Here is a 26068-nt window from a genome sequence, read left to right as displayed (position 1 = left end):
CGTCCGCCCGGCGGATGGCATGTGCTGACTGAGTGGCGTCAGGGGCCCTCGGGGCCGACGTCCTTGAGCAGGCCGGTGTACTCGTCGAGCGCCTCGATATACGCGGGCAGACGTCCGTCCTCGTGGATCTTCAGCACGGCGTCCACCTGGTGGCGGGCGAAGGGACAGATGCCCTCGGCCTGCAGCTCGTGCTCGGGAGCGTCGGGGTGCTCGAGGCACACCATGAGTCCGACTCCGGCTGTCAGATACATCTCACAGCCGAGCTTCTTCATCAAAATGAGGCTCATCTCGAAGGCGAGGCGCTCGTGCTCGCTGTCTCGCAACCCATTCGCTCCTTGATCGCAGGGAAGGCGGGCGCCCATGTGTGCCCCCGGGCGGCCACGATCTCATATGGCATCGGGGATGTCGACTGCCCCCTCCGCCGGTGAACCACCTGCCGCTCATCTGGTCGGAGGTCGTAGGCTCTTCCCGCACCGTCGATATCGCGAGAGGGACCATGAGCGGACTCACTGAAGACCAGAAGTCCCGGCTGTTGGAGCGATTCCGCTCCCTGAATCTCGGCTCTGCGCACCTCTCGGCGGCCCACGCGCGCATGCTGGTCGCTGAGGTCGATGCGGTCCTCGGGGGCGTCGTCGAGCCCGAGCCGCTACCGGAGTCCCTGGTGCCCGATGGCGTGGTCACGATCGCGTGCGATGGATCCTGTCTGGTGAACCCCGACGGACCGACCGGCTGGGCCTGGGTGGCCACCGACGGCCGCAGCGATTCGGGCAGCCTGGCGAACGGCACCAACAACATCGGTGAGCTGCTCGCGTTGATCCACGCGCTCGAGGCACATCCCACGTCTCCCCTGCACCTGCAGTTGGACTCGCAGTATGTGCTGAACTCGGCCACCAAGTGGATTCCCGGCTGGAAGCGCAAGGGATGGAAAACCGCCGCCGGCAAGCCGGTCGCCAATGTCGACCTCATGCAGCGGTTGGACGCGCTGTTGCGGGCCCGGGAAGAGGCCGGCCTGGCGACGACCTGGGAGTGGGTGCGCGGCCACAACCAGCATGCGCTGAACGAAGAGGCCGACCGGCTGGCGGGCGAAGCCGCGCGGCTCGCGCGCTGAACGACGCGGGCCAGCCCGATGTTTGACCGGGCGCTCCACGGGGTAGGTACCGGGTATGACGTCACGCGAGAAGAACACCGAGGACGAGGGCGGTCAGGTCGCGAACCAGGGACCGACCCCTCCCGAGCCGGAGGAGACACCCGACACCGGCGAAGGTCGCCTTGCTCCGCAGGCGGGCAGCGACATCATGGACTCCGATGAGGACGAGGACTGAGCGCGGTGCGCCTCCGCCATCCGGGGTGGACGCTGAGCTTTGGCATCACCCTGAGCATCGCCCTGCTGGGTATCGTCTGTCTCCTCGTCGTGCGCTATGGGCCGCTCGATGCCGTCCCCTGGGCCTATATCGGCCTCGGTCTCACAGGAGCGGGAGCCGTCGCCTCCCTGCTGCACGTCGCTAAACACGCCCACGACGTGACGGAGGAATGACCGCCTTCGAGCTCATCGCACCTCATCGGGGCGAACCGTTGTCTTCCCGAGGGCGACCGGGTCCCACGTCAGTCACAGCGGTCGTCAGAACGAGGCCAGGACGCTGGGGCTGAGTCGCAGCTCGGGAGCCAGTTCGTCGAGCAGCTCCCGTACCCGCGCATCGAGATCGGCGATGATGCGTCGCACGGTGGCTTCGTCCTGGCCGCCCGGGTCGTCGACCGGCCAGTCTCGGTAGCTGACGCCGGGGACGTACGGGCACTCCTCGCCGCAGCCGAGGGTGATGGCCAGGTCGCTGGCGGCGATCATCTCCCGAGTGAGGTGCTTGGGCTGCTCGCGAGAGGTGTCCAGGCCGAGCGACTCGAGAACGTCGGCGACCTCCCGGTGGATGTGCTCCCCCGGCTGCGTGCCTGCCGACAGCGCGACGACGCAGCCCTGGGCGTAGTGCTCGACGAGCACACGGGCCGCGACGGAGCGGCCGCCGTTGCGGACGCAGGCGAAGACGACCTGCGGGACGTGCTCGGTCATGGGCGTGCTCCTTCGGTGGTATCGGGGAACCAGCGCCGTGCCCAAAGGCCGACGTAGACCAGGCCGATGAGGATGGGGACTTCGATCAGGGGCCCGACGACGCCCGCGAGTGCTTGACCGCTGGTGACGCCGAAGACGCCGATGGCGACGGCGATGGCCAGCTCGAAGTTGTTGCCGGCCGCGGTGAACGCCACCGCGGTGGCGCGCGGGTAGCCCAGTCCGACGGCGCGTGCGAGAGCAAGCGAGCCCGCCCACATCAGCGCGAAGTACACGATCAGCGGCAGGGCGATACGAGCGACGTCGAACGGCTGGCTCGCGATGCTCTCGCCCTGGAATGCGAACAGAACGACGATCGTGAACAGCAACCCGTAGAGCGCCCACGGACCGAGCCGTGGCAGCAGCTCGCGCTCGTACCAGTTCCGACCTCGGCGCGCTTCGCCGATGCGGCGGGTGAGGTAGCCGGCGGCCAGCGGCACGCCGAGGAAGATCAGCACGCTGCGCGCGATCTCCCATGCTGACACGTCCAGCCCTGTCGTGGACAGGCCGAGCCAGCCCGGCAGCACGTCGAGGTAGAACCAGCCCAGACCGGCGAACGCCACGACCTGGAAGACGGAATTGACCGCAACAAGAACCGCGGCGGCCTCACGGTCACCGCAGGCCAGGTCGTTCCAGATGATCACCATGGCGATGCACCGCGCGAGTCCGACGATGATGAGGCCGGTGCGGTACTCCGGCAGGTCGGGGAGGAACGACCACGCCAGCGCGAACATGAGCGCCGGGCCGATCAGCCAGTTGAGCACGAGCGACAGCGCCATCATGCGACGGTCGCGAGCGACGTGGCCCACCTCGTCGTACCGGACCTTCGCCAGCACCGGGTACATCATGACGAGCAGGCCGAACGCGATCGGCACGGAGATCCCTCCGACCGTGACGGCTTCGAGTGCGTCGGCGACGCCCGGTACGACTCGACCGGTCACCAAGCCGGCGAGCATCGCGAGCCCGATCCACACTGGCAGAAAGCGGTCGAGAGTGCCGAGACGCCGCGCGTCCTCGGTCTGTGCCGTCGACATCATGCGCTCGGCTTGGTGGCACGGATGATGGCGCCGTGCATTCCGGGGACGGCCTCGTGCGTGAACTCCACTTCCGCGTGGACGAAGCCAACCTCCGCGAGCCCGGTCAGGTACTCCTGCTTCGACAGAGCGCCGGCAATGCAGCCGACGTAGGAGCCACGATCGGCGCGATCGTCGGCCGTAAGGTGGTTCTCGGCGACGACATCGGAGATGCCGATGCGGCCGCCGGGAACAAGCACGCGGTACATCTCGGCGAGGACCTTCGGCTTGTCCACCGAGAGGTTGATGACGCAGTTCGAGATCACCATATCGACCGAGGCACCTGCCAGCGGGACGTCCTCGATCGTCCCCTTCAGGAACTCGACGTTGGTGGCGCCGGCCTTCTCCGCGTTGGCGCGGGCGAGCTCGAGCATCTCATCGGTCATGTCAACGCCGTAGGCGAACCCGGTCTGCCCCACCCGGCGGGCCGAGAGCAAGACGTCGATGCCGCCGCCGGACCCGAGATCCAGGACCTTCTCCCCTGCCCGGAGTTCGGCGACCGCCGTGGGGTTGCCGCATCCGAGGCTCGCTGCGATCGCCTCCGCGGGAAGGACCTCCTGGTCGTCGCTGTCGTAGAACGCGGCACCGAAGGACTCGTCGACCGCCACGTCGACGCTGCCACAACCGGACGAATCGCAAGCGGCGACGACCCGCAGCGAATCGTTCACCTCCGTGGTCGACACGCCACGCCCGACGGCGGTGGCGGCCCACGCGTAGCGCTGACGCACCTCGTCGAGCAACTCTTCCTTCGTGTGCGATGCGCTGGCCATGGCGGACGCTCCTTCGAATTCGATCGACATGTGTCGATGCATCGAGATTGGTCTATGTATCGACGTTTGTCAATGCGTCTGAGAGACTGTCTCCATGACCATCCGCAGCGCCCTCCCCGTCGTCGACCAAGTCGACTGCTGCTCGCCCGTCACGGGAGGCACCTTGAACGTCGAGGAGGCCGAGCACCTCGCGCGGGTATTCAAGGCGCTCGGCGACCCGACGCGCGTCCGGCTGTTGTCCCTCATCGCGGCCCAGGTCGAGCGCGAAGCCTGCATCTGCGACCTGACCGAACCCGTCGGACTCTCTCAACCGACCGTCTCGCACCACATGAAGCAGCTCGTGGACGCCGGGCTCGTCGTGCGCGAACAGCGCGGCCGATGGGCGTTCTATCGTGTCGTCGACGGCGCCTTTCACGCGCTCAGCAACGCCCTGAAGCCATGAGAGCTTTCACGGGGTTCACCCCGCATCGGTGCTTCCGGCACGAAAAGCCAGATGGCCCTGATCGCGTTCCCGCGAGTCAGAGCCATCTGGTTCTTGCGTGTCCGAGGGGGGACTTGAACCCAAGCGACGCTCTCTGGCGTTCCAGGCAAAATCAGTTCTCGCCTGCAATTCCAGCGAGCGTTACCTACCGTTGCGTCCCGTTACGTCGGAAGTGTGCCCCCTGGGGGTGCACCGATCTGAAGTTCGTACTGTCCATCGTAGTCGTCGCCCTATTGCTCCTTGGCGGCCCGTAAAGGACGCCCCACGAGACGCCGACAGCGGCCCGATAGCGCAAGATCGACCTCCTTTGGTCGGCACACTCAGCACCCAGTTCATATGGCACCGAAAGGTGCAGCTGCCCCCTATGGTTTGTTTCATGCCAAGCGACAGCAAGCTCTTCGTGACGTCACTTCCGGTCTTTTTTGACGTCGATCCGATTCCGGGGAAGGAGTTCACGTTTCCTCAACTGGACTCCTACTTGGACAACTACGCGAAGCAGGGGTGGGAGCTTGTACAGATGAACTCGACGCTTGTCTCTGAGTTCATGCTCTTTACGTTCGCGTGGAGGACACCCACCAGCTAGACCGTGACATCGCCATGCGCCCTTACGAGCGGGAATTGGCCGGGCGCACGCCTGACCGGAGGCACGAAACCCCACTGGCGAGAGCGAGAGGGTCTTGCAGTCTCCGAGACGACACACGCCGGGTCGGTGAGTTTTGCGCCCATAAGCGGCGACAGATCTCGGCGTACGTCCTGCCACCGACCTACGCTCATTCGTCGATGGAAGCGTGCCATTGACGGATCGGTCGGAGCGGGGGTCTCGCGGCCGGCTGCCTGGATTGAACCTGCGACCCCCTGACGAGTCCGAGCTCCGTACGAGCCAAGACGGTGGGTACCGAGAACCGCGGAAATCCCTCCAATGGTAGGGATGATCCCTTCGGGTCACTTCCGACGATACCCGACTACCTGCAACGAGAACTGGGCCAATCAGGCCACAAAGCGGCCAGTATGGGACGCGCTTCGTTCGATCCAGTCGAGTCGTGTCCCAACTGAGTACGAGCAAACCGATGCCCCCCTCTACGCGCACCGAGCGGTAGACGGCGTTCCTAGGTCACGCCATCTGTCACTGCGTAGATGCGGCCACGGCGAACCAGATTCACGGACCCCGGATACGATGTCCCATAGTAGACCGAGAGTTGGTGAGCGATGGGCCCGCTGGAGACATCCGTGATGCAACGCCTGTGGGCTGTCGAGCAGCCCCAGACCGTACGCGAGGTCCAGGAGTTCATCGCGGCCGACCGGACCATTGCCTATACGACAGTCATGACTGTGCTGGACAACCTCCATGGCAAGGGGTTCGTGACCCGTGAGCGTCAGGGCCGCGCCTACGTCTACAGCCCGCGCGAAACTCGCGAGGAGTACACCGCTTCATTGCTCGGCAACGCACTCGCCGACGGCGGGGACCGGCGCGGGGTGCTGATGCACTTCGTCGACCGCCTGGATGAGGAAGCCTTGGCGTCTTTGCGTCAACTCCTCCAAGAGCCGGGGAATGACCCCGAGGGCGTCCCATGAGCCATGCGGCGGGGTTCTTCGCCCTGGCAGGGGCATTCATGCTGGCCGGCCACTTCGGGCTTGGTCGTGCTCGTTGGACTCATCGCTCCCCACGGCTCGCCATTGCGTTCTGGCAGGCCCTCGCGGGCGCGGTCGTAGTTTCCCTGCTGCTCGGGTCGATCTGCCTCGCACTGCCCGGGTTCTCGCCGGTGGGCACCGCAGGAGAGATCCTTCACGCTTGCTTCGTCGAGCTTCGGCGACAGTACTCAACCCCGGCGGGGGCGGCGGTCAGCGCCGTTGGATTCGGACTGTTCTTCCTGGTGATGTGGCGCGTTGCCCGAGCACTCACGAGGCATCATCGCGAAGCGACTCTCGCCCGCCGCCAGCACCGTCAGGCTCTTGCTCTCGTCGAAAGCCCACTCGGTCAGGACGTGGTCGTGCTCGATCACGGTTCCGCGGCTGTCTACTGCATCCCCGATGGACGCAGGTCGCGCCGGGGGAAGATCGTCGTGACCCGCGGGGCCGCCGACCACCTGACCGCCAGGCAGTTGGAGTTGGTCCTGCGACATGAGCGAGTTCACCTCGCCGCACGTCACGATCGTCTGGTCCAACGGTCGCTGGCTCTCGCGGAGGCACTCCCGCTCCTGCCCTTCTTCGGCGTCGCTCACCAGGAGATCGCCGATCTCGCGGAGATGCATGCTGACGACGGTATCGAGACCGAGGACGGCCCCGAACTTGCCTCAGCACTGCTTCAACTCGCCGTCATGACCCCATCGCGTGTTCCCTCCGGTGCCTTGGCCGCCACAGGAGGCGCGACGCTGGCTCGGGCACGACGACTGGTCCGGCCGCAGCCGCCGCTCCGCCGGATGACCACTGGTCTGATCGTGGCGGCAATCGTGGGGACAGGTGCGGCGCCGGCGCTCCTGACCGCCTACTCGGGCGGGGAGAGCGGCTTCACCCACGCTTGTTGCAGTCGCCCCGCTCTCTTCTCCTGACTCAAACGGCGGGCCGCCAGCACGCGACACCCCGAGACACTCGAGCACCATGTACTATCTTCCTTAGTAGATGGATCAACGTTCGTTCTCGACCGATTAGGGGTATGACCGTGGTGCGACAAGGGCCGATGGGTCCATGCACTCGAGGTGCCGGTGAGCTCGGCGGACTCCCATGATCGAGCTGCAGGAAACCATCCTCTCCGGATCGCTGATCCTCGCAATGCTCGTAGCGGTGATCGCTGGCGTCGTCTCCTTCTTCTCACCGTGCTCCCTCCCCCTCGTGCCCGCATACCTCTCTTACGTCGCGGGAGTCGAGGGGCAGGAATCAACCGTGGCGCACCAACTACGCGGCGAGGCTTCTCATGGCCGCGGGCGCACACTGGTCGGCGCCGGACTGTTCGTGCTGGGATTCGCTGCCGTATTCACCAGCTACGGCGCGCTCTTCGGCATCCTCGGTTCCCAACTCGTTGAGCACCAGGACCAGATCATCCGCTGGTCCGGAGTCCTCACGGTGCTGATGGGCCTGGGCTTCGCGTTGTCCGGCTCGGGCCTTCGGTTCGTGAACAGAACCGTCCGACTCAAGTACCGGCCGCGCGTCGGCCTGGCCGGTGCCCCTCTACTCGGAATCGTCTTCGGAGTCGGGTGGACCCCCTGCATCGGACCCGCGCTCGCGGCGGTACTCGCTCTGGCCACAACGTCAGCCACCGCGGGACGAGGAGCTGGCCTCGCCTTCGCGTACAGCTTGGGCCTGGGGATCCCTTTCCTGATTGCCGCGTTCTCCGTGACCAACTGGATGCGACGCACCGCATGGGCTCGCAAGCACTCCGCGAACATGGCTCGAGTCGGCGGCGGTTTCCTCATTGCTCTGGGCGTCCTGCAACTGACCGGATGGTGGTCCGAACTGATGGCCGCCACCCAAGGCCTTGTCGACACGTGGAATCCTCCGATCTGAAAGCGGTCCTGACCCGTGACTACTCCATCTCGAACCCCCCACCGCACCAGGAAGAGGACTCTCGCAGCACTTGCCGTCCTGGCGACGCTCGGCATTCTCGCGTGGTGGTGGTCCAGCAACGCGTCCACACCAACATCGGCCGCCCGAGCCGACGGAGGATCAATCATCGAGGAGTACGAATCGGCGGATCGCGTCCAGTCGCGGCCGTTCAAAGCCCGCTTGCTCAGCGGGAAGACCATCGACACGGACAGCTTGCGCGGCGAGGTGACCGTCTACAACGTGTGGGGTTCATGGTGCGTCCCTTGCGCGACCGAGGCACCTGACCTCGTCGAGGTCGCCCATCAGTACGGCGATGCGGTGACATTCATGGGCATCAACGTTCGGGACAACGAGGCGGCGGCACGTGCCTTCGAACGCGATTACGAGATCCCGTACGACAGCGTGATCGCTCAGGACTCATCGACCGCGACACTGTCGTTCGGTGGAGCCCTGACGACTTCAGCGGTCCCCACGACACTCGTGGTGGATCGCCGGGGCAGAGTTGCCGCCCGAGTCATTGGTCCGGCCACCGCGGCGACTCTGCGTAGCCTGCTCGAACCAGTACTTCAGGAGACGGACGACGTCCGGTAATGGCGCAGAACCGACAGGTCACGACCCACCAGTTCCAGATGAAGAAGAGGAAACGCACACCGATGAAGAGACTGTTCTGTATCGCGATTCTCGGGATCCTCGTCTTGTCCGCTTGCGGCAGCTCGTCACCAGAACGTGGCGGGAACGAAGATGCGAAGGGCGACTCCGCTGACACGCAACAGATCCTGGAGCCGTATGGGCTCGCCGGAAAATCTGCAGACGAGGTGATCAACGCGTTGGATCGCCTCCCGGTGGACCAACGACCAACTGACCTGATGGCCTCGGTGAGAGCAGACGAGTTGATCCTCAGCGCGGGCGACAGTGAAGGCAGCGTCCCGTTGGACCGTGACCGCTTCTACCTGTCCGCAGCACCCTTCATTTCGCAAACGCACGAGTGCTTCTTCCACTCGCTGACCACGTGCAAGGGCGAGTTGGCTGACACCGAGGTGCGCGTGAAGATCGTGGACAAGACCAACGACACGGTGATCGTGGACGAGGACGTCGAAACGTACTCGAACGGGTTCGTCGGATTCTGGCTGCCGGCCGACATCGAGGGAACCATGTCGATTCGCCTGGGCGACAAGACAGGGACCGTTGACTTCACCACGAAGCCGGACGCACCTACGTGCGTGACAACGCTCAAACTCGTCTGACTCGATGTGCCGCCTGGGGTGGTCCGGGTGATCGTCTTCGAGACCACCTCGAGGGGACCGCTTCGCCGACTCTTGCCTGACTTCTCGGCCGCGCTCACGGGGCTGGTCCCACGCATGGGGTCTTCAGTCATCGCCATGAGCCTCGGGGGGCTCCTAGCGGCATCGTCCTTCGAGCCACTCGGATTCCGCGTGGCGGCTCCTGTCGCGATGGCACTCCTGTGGTGGGGAATTCAACGCGAGTCTCGGAGCCGTGCGCCAGTACTGGGTCTGTGCTTCGGACTCGCGTACATGCTTCCGCTGCTCTGGTGGTTGGACGAATCCATCGGCACGGCCGCGTGGCTGGCACTCGGTACGGCACAAACTCTCTTCCTTGCGATCGCCAGCCTGGGCATCCGGGTGGTCCGCGATGTGCCTGCGGCGCCGCTGTGGGGCGGACTGATCTGGGTCAGCGCGGAGACGATACGAAGCAGCTGGCCTCTGGGCGGGATGCCTTGGGGGCGACTGGGGGTCACCGCGATGGACACGGCGTGGGAGCCCGCGCTTGCTCACCTCGGTATCGCTGGCACCAGCCTGCTGGTCGCGACGACCGGGTTCGGTGTGGCCCACCTCGTCCTGCTCCCCCGGCGCGTCATGGTCCTGTGGCTCGTGATTCCCATGACCATCGGACTGGTCGCGGCCACCCTGCCCTTCCACGTCCCCACCGTTGGATCCGCTCGAATCGCGGTGGTTCAGGGCGGGGTGCCGGGCGACGGCACCGACCTGATCGCACAGCATCGGACCGTCACCCGCAATCACCTTGCGGCCACCCGGCGGCTGGCGAAGTCGCTGACGGCGCAAGGGCGATCGGTGGACCTGGTGGTGTGGCCAGAGAACGCCACTGCCCTCGACCCGGCCAGGGATCTCGCCCTGAGTGAGGCCATCGGGGATGCGGCAGTGGCTGTCGACGCGCCGGTGCTCGTCGGGGCGATCGTCGACGGTCCCCGTCCTGAGCAGGCGTTCAACCGGGGAGTGCTGTGGTCCTCCGATGGCATTCCCGTCGGTTCCTACACCAAAGCTAACCCGGTGCCGTTCGGCGAATACATCCCCTGGCGACCGATCATCGGTGACTGGTTCCCGCGCTTCGAGGAGATCCCTCGCGACATGCTGCCCGGGAACGGACAGGTGCCGTTGCAGGTCAACGGCGTGCCGGTTGCCGACGCGATCTGCTTCGACGTGGCGTACGACGACGTGCTGCCGGCCCAAGTGAGACGCGGCGCTCGCGTGGCCGTGGTGCAGACCAGCAACGCCACGTTCACCGGCACCGCCCAACCAGCGCAACAGTTCGAGATCACCCGCGCTCGAGCAGTCGAGCTGGGCAGGGACGTCGTGGTGGCATCGACCAACGGCGTCTCAGGGATCATCTCGGCGGACGGCTTGGTCCGCGCACGGAACCGGTCCCGAGGCACCGAGGTGCTGGTCGAGACGGTGCAGCTTCGCGCTGGTCTCACTCCGGCGGTGCGCTTCCAGCAACAACGCACGCTGGCGATCGTCGGTGGTGGCATGGTCGGCCTGCTTCTCGCAGCATGGCGGTACGCGGCGTCGAGACGAGCCCGACGCGCCAGCGATCCCTCGTGAGGAGCGGCGCGCCGGGCTCCGCGCGTCTCGGGCCTCAGACTCCTGCGTAGGAGTGGAGTCCCCCAACCCACATGTTGACGCCGATGAAGTTGAACAGGAACGCGATGTACCCCGCGATGCTGAACCAGGCGGCGCGTTTGCCCCGCCAGCCGGCGGTCGACTGGGCGTGGAGGTACGCGGCGTAGAACACCCAGGTAATGAAGGCCCAGGTCTCCTTCGGATCCCAGCCCCAGTAGCGTCCCCAGGCTGCTTCGGCCCACACCGCGCCGGCGATGACCGCGAACGTCCAGACGGGGAAGGCGAACACGATCAACCCGTAGGAAACCCGCTCCAGCATCTCGTCACGTTCGGGGTGACGCCCGGGCCGGACCAGCTGCACGGCCGAGGTCACGGCTGCGACGGTGAACGCTCCGCCCGAGACGATCGCGGCCCCGACGTGGATCGCCAACCAGTACGAATCGAGAACGGGGATCAGCGCATCGACGGGTGTGTACAGGACCGTGACCGCGCTTCCGAGAGTCACGAGTACCAGTCCGATCACCCAGATCCCCAGCCTGTGGAGCGGATACCGGGACAGGCCCGCGACATAGGCTCCGAGAATCGCGGTCGAACCCACGATCGCGAACTCGTACATGTTTCCCCACGGCGCTCGCTCGGCCGCGATTCCGCGTGCCAGGACCGCGGCCGCATTGAGCACGAGGCCCATCACGACCATGACCGACGCGATCCGCGCGGTCCGCTCGCTCCACGGCGGGCCCACCTCGGGCTCGTGCTCGAGTGCGCCGCCCGCCGCTGAGGACGCGGCGGCTGGTGTGGTCACTGGTTCTTTCGCGACGCCTCGCTGCCGTGTGGTGCGTTGAGCCATGCTCACCGCATAGAGGCAGAACGCCAACGCGAGGATCATCATGGTGGCGACGACAAGATCGTCCGACAGCCGAGCCCAGGTCATGACGGGGTCCTTTCCAAGGATTTGTTGAGGCTGAGTAGTTCTCGTTCAAGGCGGACCAGATCAGCGGGGGGAAGATCCCTGCGGGTCAGCGACTGGCCGGCGATCTCCACCGTGACCGTCGACCCGGAGTCAACGGCACGAACCCACACCCGCCTGCGACGCACGACCAGCGACGTCGTGAGGCCGACCATCAGGAAGATCGCCGCGACCAGCGAGATCTCCTTGCCCGGGTCATAGGCGATCTGGAAGTTGGCAAAACGTGACACGCCATCGAAGGTGATGCTGCCGGCTCCGTCGGGCAGCTCCAACGAGTCGCCCACCCGCATCTGCTTCTGGGCCACTTCCTCCATGCCGTCGAGCTCGATGGCGTACACCGACTGAGGAGCACCCCGGTCCATCCCGAGATCACCGGTATAGGCAGTCAGGTCCAACCGCGGGGCAATCAAACCGGGGAACTGCGAGCGGTCGCCCTCATTGGTGGGAGCCGTCGGCAAGAAGAGACCCTCGAACCCGAGCTGTGTCGGCTGGGCGTTCGGCGCCTTGACGACTCCGTCGCTCGTGAAGTTGTTCTCGATCGGCAGGAAAATCACCGGACCGGCGAACACGACCTCACCGGTACCGTCGCGGACCGTGACGCGCGGCGCGTAGCCGTGCCCCGTGAGGAACAACTTGGTTCCCTCGATGTCGAGGGGCTGATTGGGTTTGATGCTGGCGGACTTCTCTGTTCCGTCGGCCTGCAGGTAGGTCACGGTGGCGTCGAACTTGCGAGGCTCCCCCGCACGCGAACCGCTGAGGGCGAACTCGGCGTCCAAGCCGTCCAAGGTGACCGAGAACGGAGTCAGCTCATCGACGCGGGTGAGGGCCGACCGGGAGAACTCGTCGTAGGACGACTCGACATTGGTGAAGGTGTCCCCGTCGGCGAGCGCGGCTCGACCTTCGAACCCGAGGAGCTTGCCACTGGCCATGCCCACCAACAACAGCAACAGCGAGAGGTGGAACATGAGGTTCCCGACCTCGCGGACGTAGCCCTTCTCCGCCCGGACTTCCCCAGGCGCCTGCACGACCCGGTAACCGCGCCGCGAAAGAATCTCAGTAGCGCGTCGCAGCACCGAGCCACGGTCTGACTGCACGGACAGCTCGCGATGACCATCCATCCGCGACAAGCGGGTCGGAGCACGTGTCGGCTCCGCGCGACACTCCTGCCAGAGCTTCGCGCATCGAGGGAGGACACAGCCGGTCATGGACACGAGCAGCAGCAGGTACACCGCCGCGAACCACGGAGACGCGTAGACGTCGAACAAGAAGAGTCGGTCGAGCCATGGCGCCATGGTGGGATGGTCTCGGTAGAAGAGGGGGACGGCCGCGGGATCGGTCGCCACGTTCCGTTGTGGCAGGAACGACCCGGGGATCGCCGCCAGCGCGAGCAGCGCCAGTAGGATCACGGCGGTCCGCATCGACGTCAGCGTTCGCCACGCCCAGCGGCCCCAGCCCCACCCGTAGACAGTCCGGGTTGGCGTCGGCGACTTCGACTGATCTCTCTCCTTGAGCGCCTCGTCGACCATGGCTGGAGTCTACTATGCTTCCTAGTAGTTGAACTCTCGCCTTCAACGTGTGTCCGACCGCCCCGGTCGACCAACCGGGAGCCTCGGACCCGGCGCAGTCCCGGAGTCTTCATGGAACCTTGAGGACTGAGCGTGGTCGCTCTTCACATTCGGGAGGCAGACTCGCTGGCGTACTGAAGACGACCAGAGATGGAGAAAACCTGATGAAGAGGAAGCTGGCGGCTCTCACGCTGTTCGCGACGATCGGTCTCACCCTGGCCGCATGCAGCGACGATTCCGATGGCGGAAAGTCGAGCGACACGGGCTCCTCCTCCAGCCAGAGCGCCCCGTTTAATGACGCGGATGTCACGTTCGCCCAACAGATGATCCCTCACCACGAGCAGGCGATCGAGATGGCCAAGGTCGCCGAGACACGTGCCGGCAGCGACGAAGTCAAGTCCTTGGCTGCCGACATCGAAGCCGCGCAGGGTCCCGAGATCGAGACCCTTGAGGGCTGGCTCGAGAGTTGGGGTGAAGACGTGCCGTCCGGGGAGATGGACCACGGGGACATGAACCACGGGTCCAGTGACGAAGGCGGCATGGCCGGGATGATGGACGAGGAGGACATGAAGTCCCTCGAGGATGCATCTGGCGCTGAGTTCGACCGCATGTTCCTGCAGATGATGATCGAGCACCACGAGGGTGCGGTCGCCATGGCCGAGACGGAAGTCCAGGACGGCGAGAATGCCGACGCGATCGCGATGGCACAGAAGGTGATCAGCGACCAGCAGGCTGAAATCGACCTGATGAACAGTCTCCTCGGGTCCTAACGCAGCGTTTTCGCAGCATCTCCACCATGATTCCGACCTGCCGTCGGAATGGATGCTGCAGCCGACTGGCGTGCCGCTGGGTCACTTCCCCCCCAGCCCGGCGGCACGCCGCCCTTCCAGATCGAGCGAGGTCGTGACAGGTTCCCGAAGAAGGAGTCGCAGTGGAGCCGCCAGCCCGGTGGCTCCGCGAGGACACCGGCGCCGTCAGCCCCAGCGCGCGCGAAGACCCAGGACCGCGTGGATAGGACTACCCGCGTCGGCCGCAGCCGTGGTTGCAACTGCTTTCCTCGTCCCTTATGTCGGCAACGGACAGAAGCAACTCCCCGATGACCCAGCTTCCAACGGTTCGGATGCTCGGTCAGAGTTGCCACGTGCCAGACCGTCGCCGCCGAAGGACCACGTCGAAAGCCGGGGCAGCCGTTCCGCCCGGCCACCCGCGCGGCGATCCACGGACACGGACAAGCCGGTCAGTGTCCCAGAGGCAGCGTCAGGCAGGTTCCAGATCGCACCTACCCCTTCTGCCCCGCGGAAATCCACGCCCACGACCATGACCTACCAAGTCGAAGTCGAGGAGGGCCTTTCGTTCGCGCCAGCGGGATTCGCGCGAGCCGTGGACGCCACCCTCAGCGATCCCCGGGGGTGGGCGTCCCCTGGCCACGAATTCACTCGCGTGGCGAACGATGCCTCAGTGAGGATCATTCTCGCGTCGCCACAGACGGCGGATGACCTGTGCGCTCCCCTTGACACCGCCGGCCGCCTCTCGTGCCGCAATGGGGATCGGGTCGTGATCAACGCTTGGCGCTGGGTGAATGGCGCCCCGTCTTACGGGAAGGACATCGGTGCATATCGTCGGTACCTGATCAACCACGAGTTCGGCCATGCGCTCGGGCTCCCCCACGCCGCTTGCCCAGGCAACGGCGCGCCAGCTCCGGTCATGCTCCAACAGACCAAAACCCTCGATGGGTGTCGGGCCAATGCGTGGCCGGGCGGGGTCGATCGACCCTGAGGCACCCTTTTGGACGCTCGCGTTGTGCGCCCGGGTGAGATTGATGGCCTTAAGCGGTCAGAAACGACACTCCACGTGGCCTCAGTGTCCGCTGCGGGGCCCGCACCGCTGAAGGTCCTTCTCGACGGGCCGCGAGTCGTCGTCCTCGTCAGCCTCGCCATGCGTTTCAGGCATGAAAAGGAGCATCATCAACGGGCAAGCGAGCAGGAGGATGAGCACGAATCCCGACGGTGGCGCACCCATGGCGAACGCACCGACCAGCACGGCCGCACTTACGGCGACGAACCACACCAACTTGCCATTGAACCGGTTCATGTTCCCTGGGACGAACCACCCCAGCATCCGCTCCCCGACTCCCGACTGGGGCGCTGATTCCGTGAAGGTTCGCTGAAGATCCCGCTTCGTGAATCAGCCGGGTGCTGCTGGGTCCTTGCTCGACAACACGCACAAGTGCGGCCACGGTGCCACGTTCGTTGTACGACGTCCCATTGCCCGGGAGTGAAAGGCCGAGCCGGTCACGCTGGAATCTTCAGGGAAGCTTCATTGCGCGGTGAACATTCCGACACATGTTTCGTGTTGGCTCTATAGGGATTTCAGCAAGCTAGCCGGAGATGACCTGTATGACGCCACGAGCCGGCCACGCCGGAGAGTTCACCGTTACCGTCCTCGACAGAAGGGCTGTCACGTGAGTAACACCCGCCGCGCCTGTGCGGCAGTTGTTGTATCCGCCGTAATCGTGTCCTCGCTCGCGGCCTGCGGCACGGCAGCACCAAAGATCGAGTCAACGTCGGGCGATGCCATGGGGCACGTTCACGGCATGGGAATCGACCCCGCCGACGGGACTCTCTTCGTGGCATCTCATCTGGGCCTGTTCACCGTGGAGGAAGGGTCGCCACCGCGGCGGGTCGGGGAAGCTTGGCACGATCTCATGGGATTCTCGGTGATCGGTCCCGGGCATTTCGTCGCGAGTGGTCACCCGGACCTGGCAAGCGACCTGCCCACGCATCTCGGTCTGATGGAGTCCATCGACGCGGGGAAGACGTGGCGGCAGGTGTCCCTAGCGGGAAAGGCAGACTTCCACGCACTCGATGGCACTGACTCTCGGCTGGCGGGCTACAACGGCGTTTCCGGACAGCTGCTTCTCACGAGCGACCGTACGAACTGGATCACGATCGATGAACGTCCGGTGATTGACGTCGCCACCGATCTCGACTCGACTGACCTCTTCGTGACGACCCCGTCCGGCGGATTGATTCGTTATCCCGCGAGCGATGGAGCTCGCGCGCGGACCGTCGTCGCACCGTCCTTGGCGTACATCGATGGGGGCCAGGACGGTCTCGTCGTGGGCATTGCAGCCACTGGACGTGTTCATGTGAGTCGGGACGGCGGTGAGAGCTGGAGAGCAGGAGGTGCGCTCCCGGACTCCCCGGAGGCACTCGAAGTGACGCCGGATCGCTGGTACGCAGCCGCGGGTGATGCCGTCTTCGAATCGACGACCTCAGGTGCCACGTGGAGTCGCCTCACCTAGCAGTCATGGCCCCTCCGATCGCGACTGGCGGTCCAGGACACCTACATCCCCTGGGCAAGAAGCTCGTGAGCGAATGGTCCGCCTACCGGACGGGTACTGATCACGGGAGGGCGGTTCCCACCGGTCGTCAGATGCAGGTCACCCGCCACCACCATTTCGAGGAGGAGAACTATGGCTCACACGAAGATGCTGGATGCTCACCCGAAGGATCTGGGTCAGATCGACAAGCAGAAGTTGGCCGAGTGCATCGCAGCCTGCTTCGAATGCGCCCAAGCCTGCACGGCTTGTGCTGACGCGTGCCTGGCCGAGGACATGGTCGCCGAATTGACGACATGCATCCGCACCAATCTGGACTGCTCCGACATCTGCGTTGCGACAGGCAACATGCTATCGAGGCGCACTGGATACGACGCCGATGTGACCCGAGCGTTCTTGGAAGCCTGTGCCGCCGCGTGCGAGGCCTGTGGCGACGAGTGTGAGAGTCACGGCAGCATGCACGCGCACTGCCGCATCTGCGCCGAGGCCTGCCGCCGGTGCGAGGAAGCCTGTCGCGACCTCCTCGCCAGTCTGGGCTGAGGCACAAGCTCTCTCAGGACGCCCGCTGCATCTCCGAACGCTGGGTGGGATCGTTCTCGGGCTGCTGCCCGGGCAACCGCAGTCGCTTGAGCAGCAGCGCGTTGACTGCCACCAGCAAGCTGGAGCCGGACATCGACAAGGCGGCGACCTCGGGCCTCAGGACCAGGCCGAAGGACGGTTGGAAGACACCTGCCGCGATGGGTAGCGCGATCGCGTTGTATCCCACCGCCCAACCGAGATTCTGACGCATCTTGCGCAGTGTGCCTCGGCCGATCGTCAGCGCCACGGGGACGTCCAGCGGGTCCGACCTCATGAGAACGACGTCTGCGGCGTCGATCGCGACGTCGGTACCCGCGCCAACCGCGATGCCGACGTCTGCCTGCACGAGAGAAGGCGAGTCGTTGACTCCGTCACCGACCATCGCCACGGTGCGCCCCTGCGCCTGCAGTTGCTTGACCTGGTGTGCCTTGTCCTCGGGCAGGACGTCCGCGATGACGTCGTCGATGCCCAACTCCTCGGCGATCCGCTCGGCGGTCGCACGGTTGTCGCCGGTGAGCATGGCGACCCTGATGCCTGCCTCGTGAAGTGCGGAGATCGCGGCGGCGGACGTCTCGCGGACCGCGTCGGCGATGCCGATCACCGCGACGACCCGATCATCGACGGCAACGAACACCGCCGTGCGGCCGCCGGCGGCGATCTCGTCGCGCTGAGCACCCAGGTCACCGATGGTGATCGCTTCGGATTCCATGAGGCGACGGTTGCCGATGGCGATCTGGTGGCCGTCGACCTCGGCGAGGGCGCCGATGCCCGTGACGTTGCGGAATCCGGTGGCGCGCAAGCGCGGCACATCGGTTGCATCGACGTGGCGCACGACGGCCTGAGCGAGAGGATGTTCGGACTCTCGTTCGAGTGCGCCCGCGAGCGCCAGGACCCGATCGCGATCGAAGTCGCCGACAATGACGTCCGTGACCTCGGGCTCCCCCTTGGTGAGGGTGCCGGTCTTGTCGAAGACGACGGTGTCGACGCGCGCGGAGCTCTCGATGGCGGTGGCGTTCTTGAACAGGATCCCGCGCTTCGCGCCGAGGCCGGAGCCGACCATGATCGCTGTCGGCGTGGCGAGTCCGAGGGCATCGGGGCAGGTGATCACGACCACGGTGATGGCGAACAGCAGCGCAGTCTGCACGCTTGCGCCGGCAGCGAGCCAGACCAGGAAGGTGGCGACTCCACCGACCAGTGCGACCAGGACGAGCCAAAATGCGGCCCGGTCCGCGAGTCGCTGTCCCGGCGCTTTGGAGTTCTGCGCCTGCTGCACCAGCGCGACGATCTGTGCCAAAGCGGTGTCAGCGCCCACCTTGGTGGCGCGTACCCGGATGGTGCCGCTGGCGTTGATGGTGGCGCCGATGACCCGATCGCCGGGCCCCTTGTGCACCGGGAGGCTCTCGCCGGTGACCATGGACTCGTCGACCTCCGACTCGCCCTCTTCGACGGTGCCGTCAGTGGCGATCTTCGCCCCCGGCCGGATCAGGAGAAGGTCATCGACCTCGACCTCGGAGGTGGGAACTTCGACCGGTTCGTCGTCGCGGAGAACGACCGCCAACGGTGGAGCCAGGTCAAGCAACGTACGGATCGCGTCATTGGCGCCGCCTCGTGCCCGCATCTCGAACCAATGGCCGAGCAACACGAACACGGCGAGCATGACAACGGCCTCGTAGAAGACCTCACCGCCCCCAGTGACGGTGACTCCGAGGGAGTACAGCCAGCCGGCTCCGACGGCCACGGCCACCAGCACCATCATGTCCAGCGTCTTGGCCCGGAGCGCCCGCCAGGCGCCGTCGAAGAAGATCCAGGCCGAGTAGAAGATCACCGGCAGGGACAGGATCAAGGCGAAGATGTCATCGCGCATCCCGAACGGAGCGGCCGCGTCGAAGCCGAGCATGTCCCGCCCCATCGGCGAATACAGCGTGATGGGTACCGCGAGCAGCAGGGCGACCAGGAATCGGTTGCGCATGTCGCGAACCATGTCAGCCATCGACATCGTCCCGTGACCGCCGTGGCCCATCGCATCATGCGGTGACGAGATCGGCGAAGCCGCGCCTGCGTGGCTGCTGCCCGCGTCGTGACCGTCGTGCTGGAGCTCGTGGTGGTGCTCGGCGTGCTCGTCACGGCCAGGCTCGAGCAGCGGATCGCACACATGATTGGGAACCGACTGTCCCGCGCAGTGGAATCCGCATTCGCGCACCCAGTCCCGCAGATCGCTCACGCTGGTGCGCTTCGGGTCATAGGTGACGGTGGCCGTCTGGGCGACCGGGTTGGCATCGACGGAGAGCACCCCGGGCCGGCGCGACAGCATCGCTTCGGCGACGTTCTTGCTGGACGCCCACTGGACCCCAGAGACCTCGATGATGGCGGTGGTACCCCCGTCACGCTGCGCGTGATGGTCGCGGTGGCCGCTCGTGTGCTGGTGCGTCGTCATCGTCCTGCCTCCACATGGGAAAGGTTGGTCTTGCTTGAGTCAAGGCGAGCGTGCGACGTCTCGGCTGTCTGCGTCGAGACGGGCTGGAAGCGCCGCAGTCGCAAACTGTTCGACACGACGAACACCGAGGAGAACGCCATGGCAGCGCCGGCGATCAGCGGGTTGAGCAGACCGAGCGCGGCCAGGGGCAGCGCCGCAACGTTGTAGGCGAAGGCCCAGAACAGGTTGCTCTTGATGGTCCGCAGCGTGCGCCGAGAGAGCCGGATCGCGTCCACGGCGGCGCGCAGGTCGCCGCGAACGAGAGTGAGGTCGGAAGCCTCGATGGCGGCGTCGGTGCCGGTGCCCATGGCGATGCCCAGGTTGGAGGTGGCCAGTGCCGCGGCGTCGTTGACGCCGTCTCCCACCATGGCGACCGTGCGGCCCTCGCGCTGCAAACGCTCGACAGTGGCGACCTTCTCAGCGGGGAGGACCTCGGCGATCACCTGCTCGATGCCCACCTCGGCGGCGACGGCACGGGCAGCGCGTTCGTTGTCACCGGTGAGCAGAATCGGCTCGAGTCCCAGCTCCTTGAGCTCGGCCACGGCCTGCGCACTCGTGGGCTTGATCGCGTCGGAGACCACGACGACCCCGCGGGCCGCTCCGTCCCAGCCAGCGGCGATCACGGTCCGGCCTTGCTGTTCCGCGGCCTCGACCACTCCCGCCAGGCTCGCGTCGAGGGGTTGGTTCCACTCTCGGGCCAGCCAGCCGGGGCGGCCGGCCACGACCGCGTGGCCGTCGACCACCCCGGCGACGCCGAGGCCTTGGGTCGAGGAGAATCCCTCGACATCGGGCAGCTGCGACTCGAGTCGTTGGCTGGCCCCGGTGGCAATGGCCTGACCGATGGGGTGTTCCGAGGCGTTCTCGAGGGCACCGACCAGCCGGAGCAGATCGGCACTGTTCACACCATCGGCGGGGACCACATCGACCAGTTCCATCCTTCCGGTGGTCACGGTGCCGGTCTTGTCCAGGACGATCGTGTCGACCACCCGAGTGGACTCGAGCACCTCCGGGCCCTTGATGAGCACGCCGAGTTGGGCACCGCGGCCGGTCCCGACGAGCAGTGCGGTGGGGGTCGCGAGACCGAGGGCGCAGGGGCAGGCGATGATCAGCACCGCCACCGCGGCGGTGAATGCGGCGGTGACGCTGTGACCAGTCAGCAGCCAAGCGGTGAGCGTGACCAAGGAGAGCACGAGCACGATGGGCACGAATACGGCTGAGACACGGTCGGCGAGTCGCTGGACCTGCGCCTTGCCGTTCTGGGCGTCCTCGACCAGCCGTGCCATCTGGGCGAGTTGGGTGTCGGCTCCGACGCGGGCGGCCCGGACCACCAGACGTCCGCCGGCGTTCACCGTGGCGCCCACGACGACATCACCGGGCCCGACCTCGACGGGGACCGACTCGCCCGTGAGCATGGACGCGTCGATTGCCGATGTACCGTCCTCGACGACGCCATCGGTGGCGACCTTCTCGCCCGGGCGCACCAGGAACCGGTCGCCGACCTCAAGTTGGCCCACCGGCACGCGCACCTCCGTGCCGCCGCGCAGGACGGCAACGTCCTTGGCGCCCATGTCGAGCAGGGCGCGTAAAGCCGCTCCAGACTGGCGCTTGGCTCGAGCCTCGAAGTAGCGGCCCGCAATGATGAAGGTGGTCACCGCCGCCGCGACCTCCAGGTAGATGTGGACGTCAGCTTCACCATCCGGGAAGAGGTCGAACGGCATCCGCATGCCAGTCATCCCGGCGTGGGTGAACAGCAGCGCCCACAACGACCAGAGCCACGCGGCGGTGACTCCGACGGAAATGAGGGTGTCCATGGTCGCCGCGCCGTGGCGCGCGTTGGTCACCGCGGCACGGTGGAACGGGGCCGCCCCCCAGACGACCACGGGTGAGGCCAGCGTCAGTGAGATCCACTGCCAGTTGTCGAACTGCAACGCCGGAATCATCGACATCGCCAGGACCGGGACGGAGAGCACGGTTGAGACGATCAGGCGCTGTCGCCAGCTCGCGGCCTCCAGATCCCGGTGGTCCGTCTGCGCGTCGGTCGAAGGGTCGTCACCGCTGGCCGCCTGAGTGGGCACGGTCGCGGTGTACCCGGTGGCCTCCACCACGCTGACAAGATCGGCAGGGGTGAGCGTCGTCGGATAACTGACCTTGGCCTTTTCGGTGGCGTAGTTGACCGTGGCCGACACACCCTCGACCTTGTTCAGCTTCTTTTCGATCCGCGCGGCGCAGGAGGCACAGGTCATCCCGCCGATGGCGAGCTCGACGTCGTGCAGCGCGTCGACCGTAGGGGTTGGTTGTGCCATGACTGTGTCTCCTGCCTGGATTGAATCGGGATGCGCGTGAGGGTTTCGGTCCTCAGGCGAGTTGGTAGTCGCCGGCCTCGTCGAGGGCGGCGGCGACCTGGGTCTGGTCGAGTGGCTCGGCGCTCGCGACGGTGACTGTCGAGGTACCGCCGGCGACGAGGTCGACGGTGACGTCGGTGACTCCGTCGAGGCTCTTGAGTTCGCCGGTGACGGCGCTGGCGCAGTGGCCGCAGGTCATTCCGGTGACGGCGTAGGTGTTGGTGGTCATGTCGCTCTCCTTCGGCGCGGCGATGGTGATCGCCTCAGTGGTGGTGTCGGTCGAACTGTCGGACTGGGTGTTGGATCCGCAGCCGCATCCCCCGCAGCCGCACCCTCCGCCGTCGCCGACGGAGGAGTCGAGCAGTTGTAGATTGCGGCTGTCGTCTGACACGGACATGGGTGCTCCTTCGTTTGATGGATCGATCATGAGCGGACGAGTCGCCGGATCGCTGCGGAGGCCTCGTTGAGCTTCTGCTGGGCCTCGGCAGGGTCGGTGGGGTGCGTCAGGCAGTGCTCGAGATGCTGGTCCAGCAGTAGCAGCGCGACGCCTTCGAGAGCCTTCGTGGCCGCCGACAACTGGGTGAGGATGTCGATGCAGTACTGCTCCTCGTCCACCAGCCGCTGCAGGCCGCGCACCTGACCCTCAACGCGACGCAGCCTGGCGAGGACAGCCTGCTTCTCGGTGATGTATCCCGGTTCAACGGCCATCGCGAAACTCCTTCGGAGGATACCCCTCGGGGGTATCGGTCTTCGTCACTGACCATACCCCCACCGGGTAATGAAAAGCACGGCCGCGAAGAGAACTTCGTCGAACCTTCATGTTCGCCGCTTCCTGCCCTGTCAGACGCTGATGTCGTTCACCGAGTCGGTGTTGAACACGGCCATGATGACCAGGGCAGTAGGTGAAAGACCGCGAGGTTCTGTGATGTTTCGCTGAAGATCCGGACCGTTCAGTCCGCGCGGACGAGTTACTTGAGGCAGGGAAAGCGCAACGTGAACGTCGTGCCGCTCTCGGGCCCGGAACTGATCACCGAGATGCCACCGCCTTGTGCCTCCACGAGCGCCTTGGCGATCGCCAGACCGATGCCAGAGCCACCGTGGCCGCGGTCGCGGGCGCTGTCGGCGCGGTAGAACCGGTCGAACAAGTGCGGCAGGTGCTCTGCCGCCACCCCCTGGCCCGTGTCGCTGACGCGGTACTGCACCCAGTCATCGATGCGGCGACAGTCCAGGGTCACGGTCCCGCCCGTCGGAGTGTGGCGCAGAGCGTTGTCGAGCAGGTTGCCGAGCACCTGTCCGAATCTGTCGGAGTCAAGGCAGACCTGGCCGGCGTCGGCGAGTTCGCTGAGCAGGTGAACCCCCTTGGTTGCGAACCGGTCACGTGCGGCCTCGATGGCCGCCGCAGCAGCATCCGCTGCAGGCACGGGTCGCAGCGTGACGTCGAGCCCTTCCTCCGCTCGCGAGACGGCGGTCATGTCCTCGGCCAAGCGCCGCAGTCGGCCTGTCGAGCCTCGGATGACGCCCAAGGTGTCGTCATCGAGGTACCGGATGCCGTCCTCGACGGCCTCGAGATGGGCGTCGATCGTGGCCAAGGGGGTGCGCATCTCGTGGGCCAGGTCGGCCAGCATGCTGCGGCGGGTCGACTCCGTCGCTTCGAGTTTCTCGGCGAGGCGGTTGTAGGTCAGTGCGAGCGAGGCGAACTCCTCACCCAGTCCCGGGTCGGGCACCCGGGCGCCGTACCGGCCGGCAGCGACCTGTGCCGCCGCCGCCGCGACGTCGCTGATCGAACGCTGAACCCGGCGGCTGAAGTACCAGGAGACGGCCAGCGCTGCGAGCACCGAGGCGATCAGCGCGAGAGAGATGGACAGAACCAGCGCGGAGGCGAAGGCCTCTTCCACATGGCGGATCTGCTCGGCGGTGTGTTCGTCACCGGCCTGTTGCAGGTGGTCGCTGAAGATGCCGGGGCCCACGACGGAAGCCACGAGCCACGTGGTCAGGGCCCCGGCCACGAGCACCAGGGCTTGGGCCACCAAGAGCCGAGCGGCGAACCGAGAGCGGACACGGGTCGTGTCCACGCGAGCTCGGCGGTCGGTCACTGGCCGGTGCCCATCCGGTAGCCGACTCCACGGACGGTCCGGATGAATCGGGCCTGGCTGGCGTCGTCGTTGAGTTTGCGCCGCAAGTGTCCGACGTGGACGTCGACCAGGTGTTCGTCGCCGACCCAGGTGGGACCCCAGACGGTGTCGATGAGTTGCCGGCGGCTGAATGCCATCTGCGGGTGGTCGGAGAGAGCGGTCAGGAGGTCGAACTCGGTGCGCGTCAACGACACCGGTTCCCCCTCGAGCCAGACGTCTCGCCCCAGTGGATCGACGACCAACGCACCGAAGGTCCGGGCCCCTTCCACGTGGTCGTCTGCCCCATCCGGCTTCCGAGGTCGGCGCAACAGTGCCTGGATCCGGGCCATCAGGATCCGAGGGCTGAAGGGTTTGGTCATGTAATCGTCTGCCCCCACCGAGAGTCCGATCAAGGTGTCGACCTCCTCACTGCGCGCCGTCAGCATCACCACATAGGCATCGGAGAATGTGCGCAGTTGCCGACAGACCTCCACACCGTCCAGACTCGGCAGACCCAAGTCCAGCACCACCACATCCGGATCGACGGTTCGAGCGACTTCCAATGCCTCCAGACCGTCGTGGACCACAGCCACCTCCAGGCCTTCGCGTTCGAGGTAGCTGCCGATGACCCCCGCAAGGTGCGTCTCGTCCTCGACGACCATCGCCCGCAGGCCCGTCGGGGGACGAACCCCCGCGGCACCTCCCGCCGATGAGCCGACCGTTCCGTTGATCACGTCCTCGCCCATACCCGACATGATGGCAGTCCATCTGCCCTACCAGCCCAGATCAGCACCGCGGGCGGCCCATCCTTCAGCGAACCTTCACACGAAGACCACTATGTCGCCGTAGTGCCGGGTCGATCATTGAGAGTACGAGGCCCGAGGAAGGAGCTGAGCACGATGATGGGTTGGTATCACGACGGCACGGGATGGGTCGGTTGGATCCTCATGACTCTGGCCATGGTCGCGTTCTGGGCGTTGGTGATCGTTGCAGTGATCGCGATCTTCCGCGGCACCCAGAGCTCTGATGCATCCCCTTCGGCTCGGAGTGACCCGATGCAGATCCTTAATGAGCGGTTCGCTCGCGGCGAGATCAACGAGGACGAGTACCACGCCCGCAGCACCGTGCTGCGCACCTCACAGCGGTAGGAGAACCACCCACCGTCTTGTCGCCGCAACGGGATCGACGGCGTGCCATGAAGACCCAGGTCCGATCGTCGCCATCGTGCCCGATGGCGGGCCTTGGAAGTGAACTTCGAAGCCGCAACCCGAGCCAGGGGACGACCCACCATGCCACGACATTCACGACGCCGAGACCGGCACGATGACCACGCTGTCCTACTGGACGAACGACTAACGATGCCCGCACGCCAGGTCCCGGATCGTGAGCTCAACTCGGAGGAACTCGCTCCGGCTGAATCTGACAAGCACGTGGGCGTCTTCGGGACTGCATGGAACGCACTAACCGCGCTTGTCGGCGCCATCATGGGCCTGCTCCCCCACCTGCTGCACCACGTCGGCCCTTCTCGGCGGAGCAGTACTGGTGACCGGCGCGACCGGCAACGTGCTGTTCGCCGTCATCGGACTGATCTTCTCCATACCGATGCTGCGACGACTCCATCGACGATTCGACTCGTGGAAGGCGCCCGCTCTCGCGTTGGGTGTGTTCGCGCTGATGTTCTCCCTCTCGGCCTTCGTCATCGGCCCCGCCATCAGCAACGGCGACCAGGACCGTGTTCCCGTTCGGACCGTTGTTCCGGACGAGCACGAGGGTCACCACGGCTGACGACCCTCGCCACGACGCCAGCTGCTGCGTGTCCCGGAAACCCAACGGTCGACATGGCACCTCCCCCCCCCCCC

General features: G+C 65.9%; 29 protein-coding genes. 16 read left to right on the top strand and 13 right to left on the bottom strand.

The window, feature by feature from the left end; translation table 11 throughout:
• Positions 1-38: 38 nt before the first annotated feature.
• A complete protein-coding gene (locus BHE97_RS18595; RefSeq protein ID WP_087625530.1) occupies positions 39-323 on the bottom strand; it encodes a hypothetical protein in 285 nt (94 codons plus the stop codon).
• Between the two features lie 173 nt (positions 324-496).
• Here BHE97_RS18595 and BHE97_RS18590 point away from each other — a divergent pair, with 173 nt between their 5' ends.
• From BHE97_RS18590 to BHE97_RS18585, 3 genes are read left to right on the top strand one after another with little or no spacing between them, the layout of a single operon-like run.
• Complete coding sequence (locus BHE97_RS18590) at positions 497-1108, top strand: ribonuclease H (protein WP_201791534.1); 612 nt, start codon at positions 497-499, stop codon at positions 1106-1108.
• Between the two features lie 55 nt (positions 1109-1163).
• Positions 1164-1322, top strand: coding sequence for a hypothetical protein (locus BHE97_RS20245; protein WP_170931503.1), 159 nt, complete (start codon positions 1164-1166; stop codon positions 1320-1322).
• Between the two features lie 5 nt (positions 1323-1327).
• Positions 1328-1534 (top strand): hypothetical protein, encoded by a 207-nt coding sequence (locus tag BHE97_RS18585; RefSeq protein WP_087625529.1) that lies wholly within the window; start codon positions 1328-1330, stop codon positions 1532-1534.
• 84 nt (positions 1535-1618) lie between these two features.
• On the opposite strand, the gene BHE97_RS18580 is transcribed toward BHE97_RS18585, so the two are convergent.
• Genes BHE97_RS18580 through arsM form a run of 3 tightly spaced genes read right to left on the bottom strand, consistent with a single transcriptional unit; the run spans position 1619 to position 3938 of the window.
• Complete coding sequence (locus BHE97_RS18580; RefSeq protein ID WP_087625528.1) at positions 1619-2059, bottom strand: heat-shock protein HtpX; 441 nt, start codon at positions 2057-2059, stop codon at positions 1619-1621.
• Positions 2056-3129: an ACR3 family arsenite efflux transporter gene (arsB, locus tag BHE97_RS18575; RefSeq protein WP_170931505.1), complete on the bottom strand. Its 1074-nt coding sequence runs from the start codon at positions 3127-3129 to the stop codon at positions 2056-2058. The genes BHE97_RS18580 and arsB overlap by 4 nt, the downstream gene beginning before the upstream one ends.
• Positions 3129-3938, bottom strand: a complete 810-nt coding sequence (arsM, locus tag BHE97_RS18570; protein ID WP_087625542.1) for an arsenite methyltransferase — start codon at positions 3936-3938, stop codon at positions 3129-3131. Before arsM ends, arsB begins: the two co-directional genes overlap by 1 nt.
• A gap of 94 nt (positions 3939-4032) precedes the next feature.
• Between arsM and BHE97_RS18565 the strand changes: the two genes are divergently transcribed.
• From BHE97_RS18565 to lnt, 8 genes are all read left to right on the top strand, one after another.
• A complete protein-coding gene (locus BHE97_RS18565) occupies positions 4033-4380 on the top strand; it encodes a metalloregulator ArsR/SmtB family transcription factor (RefSeq protein ID WP_087625526.1) in 348 nt (115 codons plus the stop codon).
• A gap of 415 nt (positions 4381-4795) precedes the next feature.
• Positions 4796-5002 carry a hypothetical protein gene (locus tag BHE97_RS18560; RefSeq protein ID WP_140400263.1) on the top strand — a complete coding sequence of 69 codons (207 nt, stop codon included), beginning with the start codon at positions 4796-4798 and terminating at the stop codon, positions 5000-5002.
• Positions 5003-5625: 623 nt separating this feature from the next.
• Entirely contained in the window at positions 5626-5991 is a 366-nt protein-coding gene (locus BHE97_RS18555) for a BlaI/MecI/CopY family transcriptional regulator (RefSeq protein WP_087625524.1), read from the top strand.
• The gene (locus BHE97_RS18550) at positions 5988-6965 is read left to right on the top strand and encodes a M56 family metallopeptidase (protein ID WP_087625523.1); all 978 of its coding nucleotides are present in this window, start codon (positions 5988-5990) and stop codon (positions 6963-6965) included. Before BHE97_RS18555 ends, BHE97_RS18550 begins: the two co-directional genes overlap by 4 nt.
• A 172-nt stretch (positions 6966-7137) precedes the next feature.
• Positions 7138-7917 (top strand): cytochrome c biogenesis protein CcdA, encoded by a 780-nt coding sequence (locus BHE97_RS18545; RefSeq protein ID WP_201791533.1) that lies wholly within the window; start codon positions 7138-7140, stop codon positions 7915-7917.
• A 219-nt stretch (positions 7918-8136) separates the two neighbouring features.
• Entirely contained in the window at positions 8137-8547 is a 411-nt protein-coding gene (locus BHE97_RS18540) for a TlpA disulfide reductase family protein (protein ID WP_170931502.1), read from the top strand.
• Between the two features lie 62 nt (positions 8548-8609).
• The gene (locus BHE97_RS18535; protein WP_140400262.1) at positions 8610-9200 is read left to right on the top strand and encodes a CueP family metal-binding protein; all 591 of its coding nucleotides are present in this window, start codon (positions 8610-8612) and stop codon (positions 9198-9200) included.
• 135 nt (positions 9201-9335) lie between these two features.
• The gene (gene lnt / locus BHE97_RS18530) at positions 9336-10814 is read left to right on the top strand and encodes an apolipoprotein N-acyltransferase (protein ID WP_170931501.1); all 1479 of its coding nucleotides are present in this window, start codon (positions 9336-9338) and stop codon (positions 10812-10814) included.
• A 34-nt stretch (positions 10815-10848) separates the two neighbouring features.
• On the opposite strand, the gene ccsA is transcribed toward lnt, so the two are convergent.
• Together ccsA and BHE97_RS18520 are read right to left on the bottom strand one after the other, a co-directional pair.
• On the bottom strand, positions 10849-11763 hold the full coding sequence (ccsA, locus tag BHE97_RS18525; protein ID WP_087625519.1) for a cytochrome c biogenesis protein CcsA: 915 nt from the start codon (positions 11761-11763) through the stop codon (positions 10849-10851).
• On the bottom strand, positions 11760-13325 hold the full coding sequence (locus BHE97_RS18520; protein WP_087625518.1) for a cytochrome c biogenesis protein ResB: 1566 nt from the start codon (positions 13323-13325) through the stop codon (positions 11760-11762). The genes ccsA and BHE97_RS18520 overlap by 4 nt, the downstream gene beginning before the upstream one ends.
• A gap of 203 nt (positions 13326-13528) precedes the next feature.
• On the opposite strand from BHE97_RS18520, the gene BHE97_RS18515 reads away from it, so the two are divergent.
• Positions 13529-14134: a DUF305 domain-containing protein gene (locus tag BHE97_RS18515; RefSeq protein ID WP_087625517.1), complete on the top strand. Its 606-nt coding sequence runs from the start codon at positions 13529-13531 to the stop codon at positions 14132-14134.
• Between the two features lie 1087 nt (positions 14135-15221).
• Here the strand turns inward: BHE97_RS18515 and BHE97_RS18505 are convergent.
• Complete coding sequence (locus BHE97_RS18505) at positions 15222-15455, bottom strand: DUF2933 domain-containing protein (RefSeq protein ID WP_146825559.1); 234 nt, start codon at positions 15453-15455, stop codon at positions 15222-15224.
• 484 nt (positions 15456-15939) lie between these two features.
• On the opposite strand from BHE97_RS18505, the gene BHE97_RS18500 reads away from it, so the two are divergent.
• Positions 15940-16668, top strand: a complete 729-nt coding sequence (locus tag BHE97_RS18500) for a F510_1955 family glycosylhydrolase (RefSeq protein ID WP_343286129.1) — start codon at positions 15940-15942, stop codon at positions 16666-16668.
• A 171-nt stretch (positions 16669-16839) separates the two neighbouring features.
• A complete protein-coding gene (locus tag BHE97_RS18495; protein WP_087625513.1) occupies positions 16840-17244 on the top strand; it encodes a four-helix bundle copper-binding protein in 405 nt (134 codons plus the stop codon).
• A 13-nt stretch (positions 17245-17257) separates the two neighbouring features.
• Here the strand turns inward: BHE97_RS18495 and BHE97_RS18490 are convergent, their stop codons facing one another.
• The 6 genes from BHE97_RS18490 to BHE97_RS18465 form a co-directional block, all read right to left on the bottom strand.
• Complete coding sequence (locus BHE97_RS18490) at positions 17258-19717, bottom strand: heavy metal translocating P-type ATPase (RefSeq protein ID WP_087625512.1); 2460 nt, start codon at positions 19715-19717, stop codon at positions 17258-17260.
• A complete protein-coding gene (locus tag BHE97_RS18485; protein WP_087625511.1) occupies positions 19714-22059 on the bottom strand; it encodes a heavy metal translocating P-type ATPase in 2346 nt (781 codons plus the stop codon). The genes BHE97_RS18490 and BHE97_RS18485 overlap by 4 nt, the downstream gene beginning before the upstream one ends.
• 52 nt (positions 22060-22111) lie before the next feature.
• On the bottom strand, positions 22112-22495 hold the full coding sequence (locus BHE97_RS21070; protein ID WP_343286128.1) for a heavy-metal-associated domain-containing protein: 384 nt from the start codon (positions 22493-22495) through the stop codon (positions 22112-22114).
• Between the two features lie 26 nt (positions 22496-22521).
• Positions 22522-22806, bottom strand: a complete 285-nt coding sequence (locus BHE97_RS18475) for a metal-sensitive transcriptional regulator (RefSeq protein ID WP_087625510.1) — start codon at positions 22804-22806, stop codon at positions 22522-22524.
• A gap of 260 nt (positions 22807-23066) precedes the next feature.
• Positions 23067-24170 carry a HAMP domain-containing sensor histidine kinase gene (locus BHE97_RS18470; protein WP_201791531.1) on the bottom strand — a complete coding sequence of 368 codons (1104 nt, stop codon included), beginning with the start codon at positions 24168-24170 and terminating at the stop codon, positions 23067-23069.
• Positions 24171-24187: 17 nt separating this feature from the next.
• Positions 24188-24871 carry a response regulator transcription factor gene (locus tag BHE97_RS18465; RefSeq protein WP_087625538.1) on the bottom strand — a complete coding sequence of 228 codons (684 nt, stop codon included), beginning with the start codon at positions 24869-24871 and terminating at the stop codon, positions 24188-24190.
• Positions 24872-25108: 237 nt separating this feature from the next.
• Between BHE97_RS18465 and BHE97_RS18460 the strand changes: the two genes are divergently transcribed.
• Positions 25109-25357, top strand: a complete 249-nt coding sequence (locus tag BHE97_RS18460) for an SHOCT domain-containing protein (protein WP_087625509.1) — start codon at positions 25109-25111, stop codon at positions 25355-25357.
• Between the two features lie 394 nt (positions 25358-25751).
• A complete protein-coding gene (locus BHE97_RS18455) occupies positions 25752-25994 on the top strand; it encodes a hypothetical protein (RefSeq protein WP_201791530.1) in 243 nt (80 codons plus the stop codon).
• Positions 25995-26068 lie beyond the last annotated feature (74 nt).

The organism is Aeromicrobium sp. PE09-221 (assembly GCF_002174305.1).
Classification (GTDB): Bacteria; Actinomycetota; Actinomycetes; order Propionibacteriales; family Nocardioidaceae; genus Aeromicrobium.
The sequence above is the reverse complement of the archived record's forward strand: the minus strand, read 5'-3'. Positions and strand labels throughout refer to the sequence as shown.

What these genes read in the sequence shown, in the direction of transcription:
- BHE97_RS18520 (WP_087625518.1), bottom strand. Translation starts at nt 13,325, where the DNA reads ATGGTCGACGAGGCGCTCAAGGAGAGAGATCAGTCGAAGTCGCCGACG.
- arsM (WP_087625542.1), bottom strand. Translation starts at nt 3,938, where the DNA reads ATGGCCAGCGCATCGCACACGAAGGAAGAGTTGCTCGACGAGGTGCGT.
- BHE97_RS18505 (WP_146825559.1), bottom strand. Translation starts at nt 15,455, where the DNA reads ATGAACCGGTTCAATGGCAAGTTGGTGTGGTTCGTCGCCGTAAGTGCG.
- BHE97_RS18580 (WP_087625528.1), bottom strand. Translation starts at nt 2,059, where the DNA reads ATGACCGAGCACGTCCCGCAGGTCGTCTTCGCCTGCGTCCGCAACGGC.
- BHE97_RS18460 (WP_087625509.1), top strand. Translation starts at nt 25,109, where the DNA reads ATGATGGGTTGGTATCACGACGGCACGGGATGGGTCGGTTGGATCCTC.
- arsB (WP_170931505.1), bottom strand. Translation starts at nt 3,129, where the DNA reads ATGTCGACGGCACAGACCGAGGACGCGCGGCGTCTCGGCACTCTCGAC.
- BHE97_RS18465 (WP_087625538.1), bottom strand. Translation starts at nt 24,871, where the DNA reads ATGGTCGTCGAGGACGAGACGCACCTTGCGGGGGTCATCGGCAGCTAC.
- BHE97_RS18485 (WP_087625511.1), bottom strand. Translation starts at nt 22,059, where the DNA reads ATGGCACAACCAACCCCTACGGTCGACGCGCTGCACGACGTCGAGCTC.
- BHE97_RS18565 (WP_087625526.1), top strand. Translation starts at nt 4,033, where the DNA reads ATGACCATCCGCAGCGCCCTCCCCGTCGTCGACCAAGTCGACTGCTGC.
- BHE97_RS20245 (WP_170931503.1), top strand. Translation starts at nt 1,164, where the DNA reads ATGACGTCACGCGAGAAGAACACCGAGGACGAGGGCGGTCAGGTCGCG.
- BHE97_RS18515 (WP_087625517.1), top strand. Translation starts at nt 13,529, where the DNA reads ATGAAGAGGAAGCTGGCGGCTCTCACGCTGTTCGCGACGATCGGTCTC.
- BHE97_RS21070 (WP_343286128.1), bottom strand. Translation starts at nt 22,495, where the DNA reads ATGTCCGTGTCAGACGACAGCCGCAATCTACAACTGCTCGACTCCTCC.
- BHE97_RS18490 (WP_087625512.1), bottom strand. Translation starts at nt 19,717, where the DNA reads ATGACGACGCACCAGCACACGAGCGGCCACCGCGACCATCACGCGCAG.
- BHE97_RS18500 (WP_343286129.1), top strand. Translation starts at nt 15,940, where the DNA reads ATGGGGCACGTTCACGGCATGGGAATCGACCCCGCCGACGGGACTCTC.
- BHE97_RS18545 (WP_201791533.1), top strand. Translation starts at nt 7,138, where the DNA reads ATGATCGAGCTGCAGGAAACCATCCTCTCCGGATCGCTGATCCTCGCA.
- BHE97_RS18535 (WP_140400262.1), top strand. Translation starts at nt 8,610, where the DNA reads ATGAAGAGACTGTTCTGTATCGCGATTCTCGGGATCCTCGTCTTGTCC.
- BHE97_RS18550 (WP_087625523.1), top strand. Translation starts at nt 5,988, where the DNA reads ATGAGCCATGCGGCGGGGTTCTTCGCCCTGGCAGGGGCATTCATGCTG.
- BHE97_RS18560 (WP_140400263.1), top strand. Translation starts at nt 4,796, where the DNA reads ATGCCAAGCGACAGCAAGCTCTTCGTGACGTCACTTCCGGTCTTTTTT.
- lnt (WP_170931501.1), top strand. Translation starts at nt 9,336, where the DNA reads ATGAGCCTCGGGGGGCTCCTAGCGGCATCGTCCTTCGAGCCACTCGGA.
- BHE97_RS18555 (WP_087625524.1), top strand. Translation starts at nt 5,626, where the DNA reads ATGGGCCCGCTGGAGACATCCGTGATGCAACGCCTGTGGGCTGTCGAG.
- BHE97_RS18590 (WP_201791534.1), top strand. Translation starts at nt 497, where the DNA reads ATGAGCGGACTCACTGAAGACCAGAAGTCCCGGCTGTTGGAGCGATTC.
- BHE97_RS18475 (WP_087625510.1), bottom strand. Translation starts at nt 22,806, where the DNA reads ATGGCCGTTGAACCGGGATACATCACCGAGAAGCAGGCTGTCCTCGCC.
- BHE97_RS18495 (WP_087625513.1), top strand. Translation starts at nt 16,840, where the DNA reads ATGGCTCACACGAAGATGCTGGATGCTCACCCGAAGGATCTGGGTCAG.
- ccsA (WP_087625519.1), bottom strand. Translation starts at nt 11,763, where the DNA reads ATGACCTGGGCTCGGCTGTCGGACGATCTTGTCGTCGCCACCATGATG.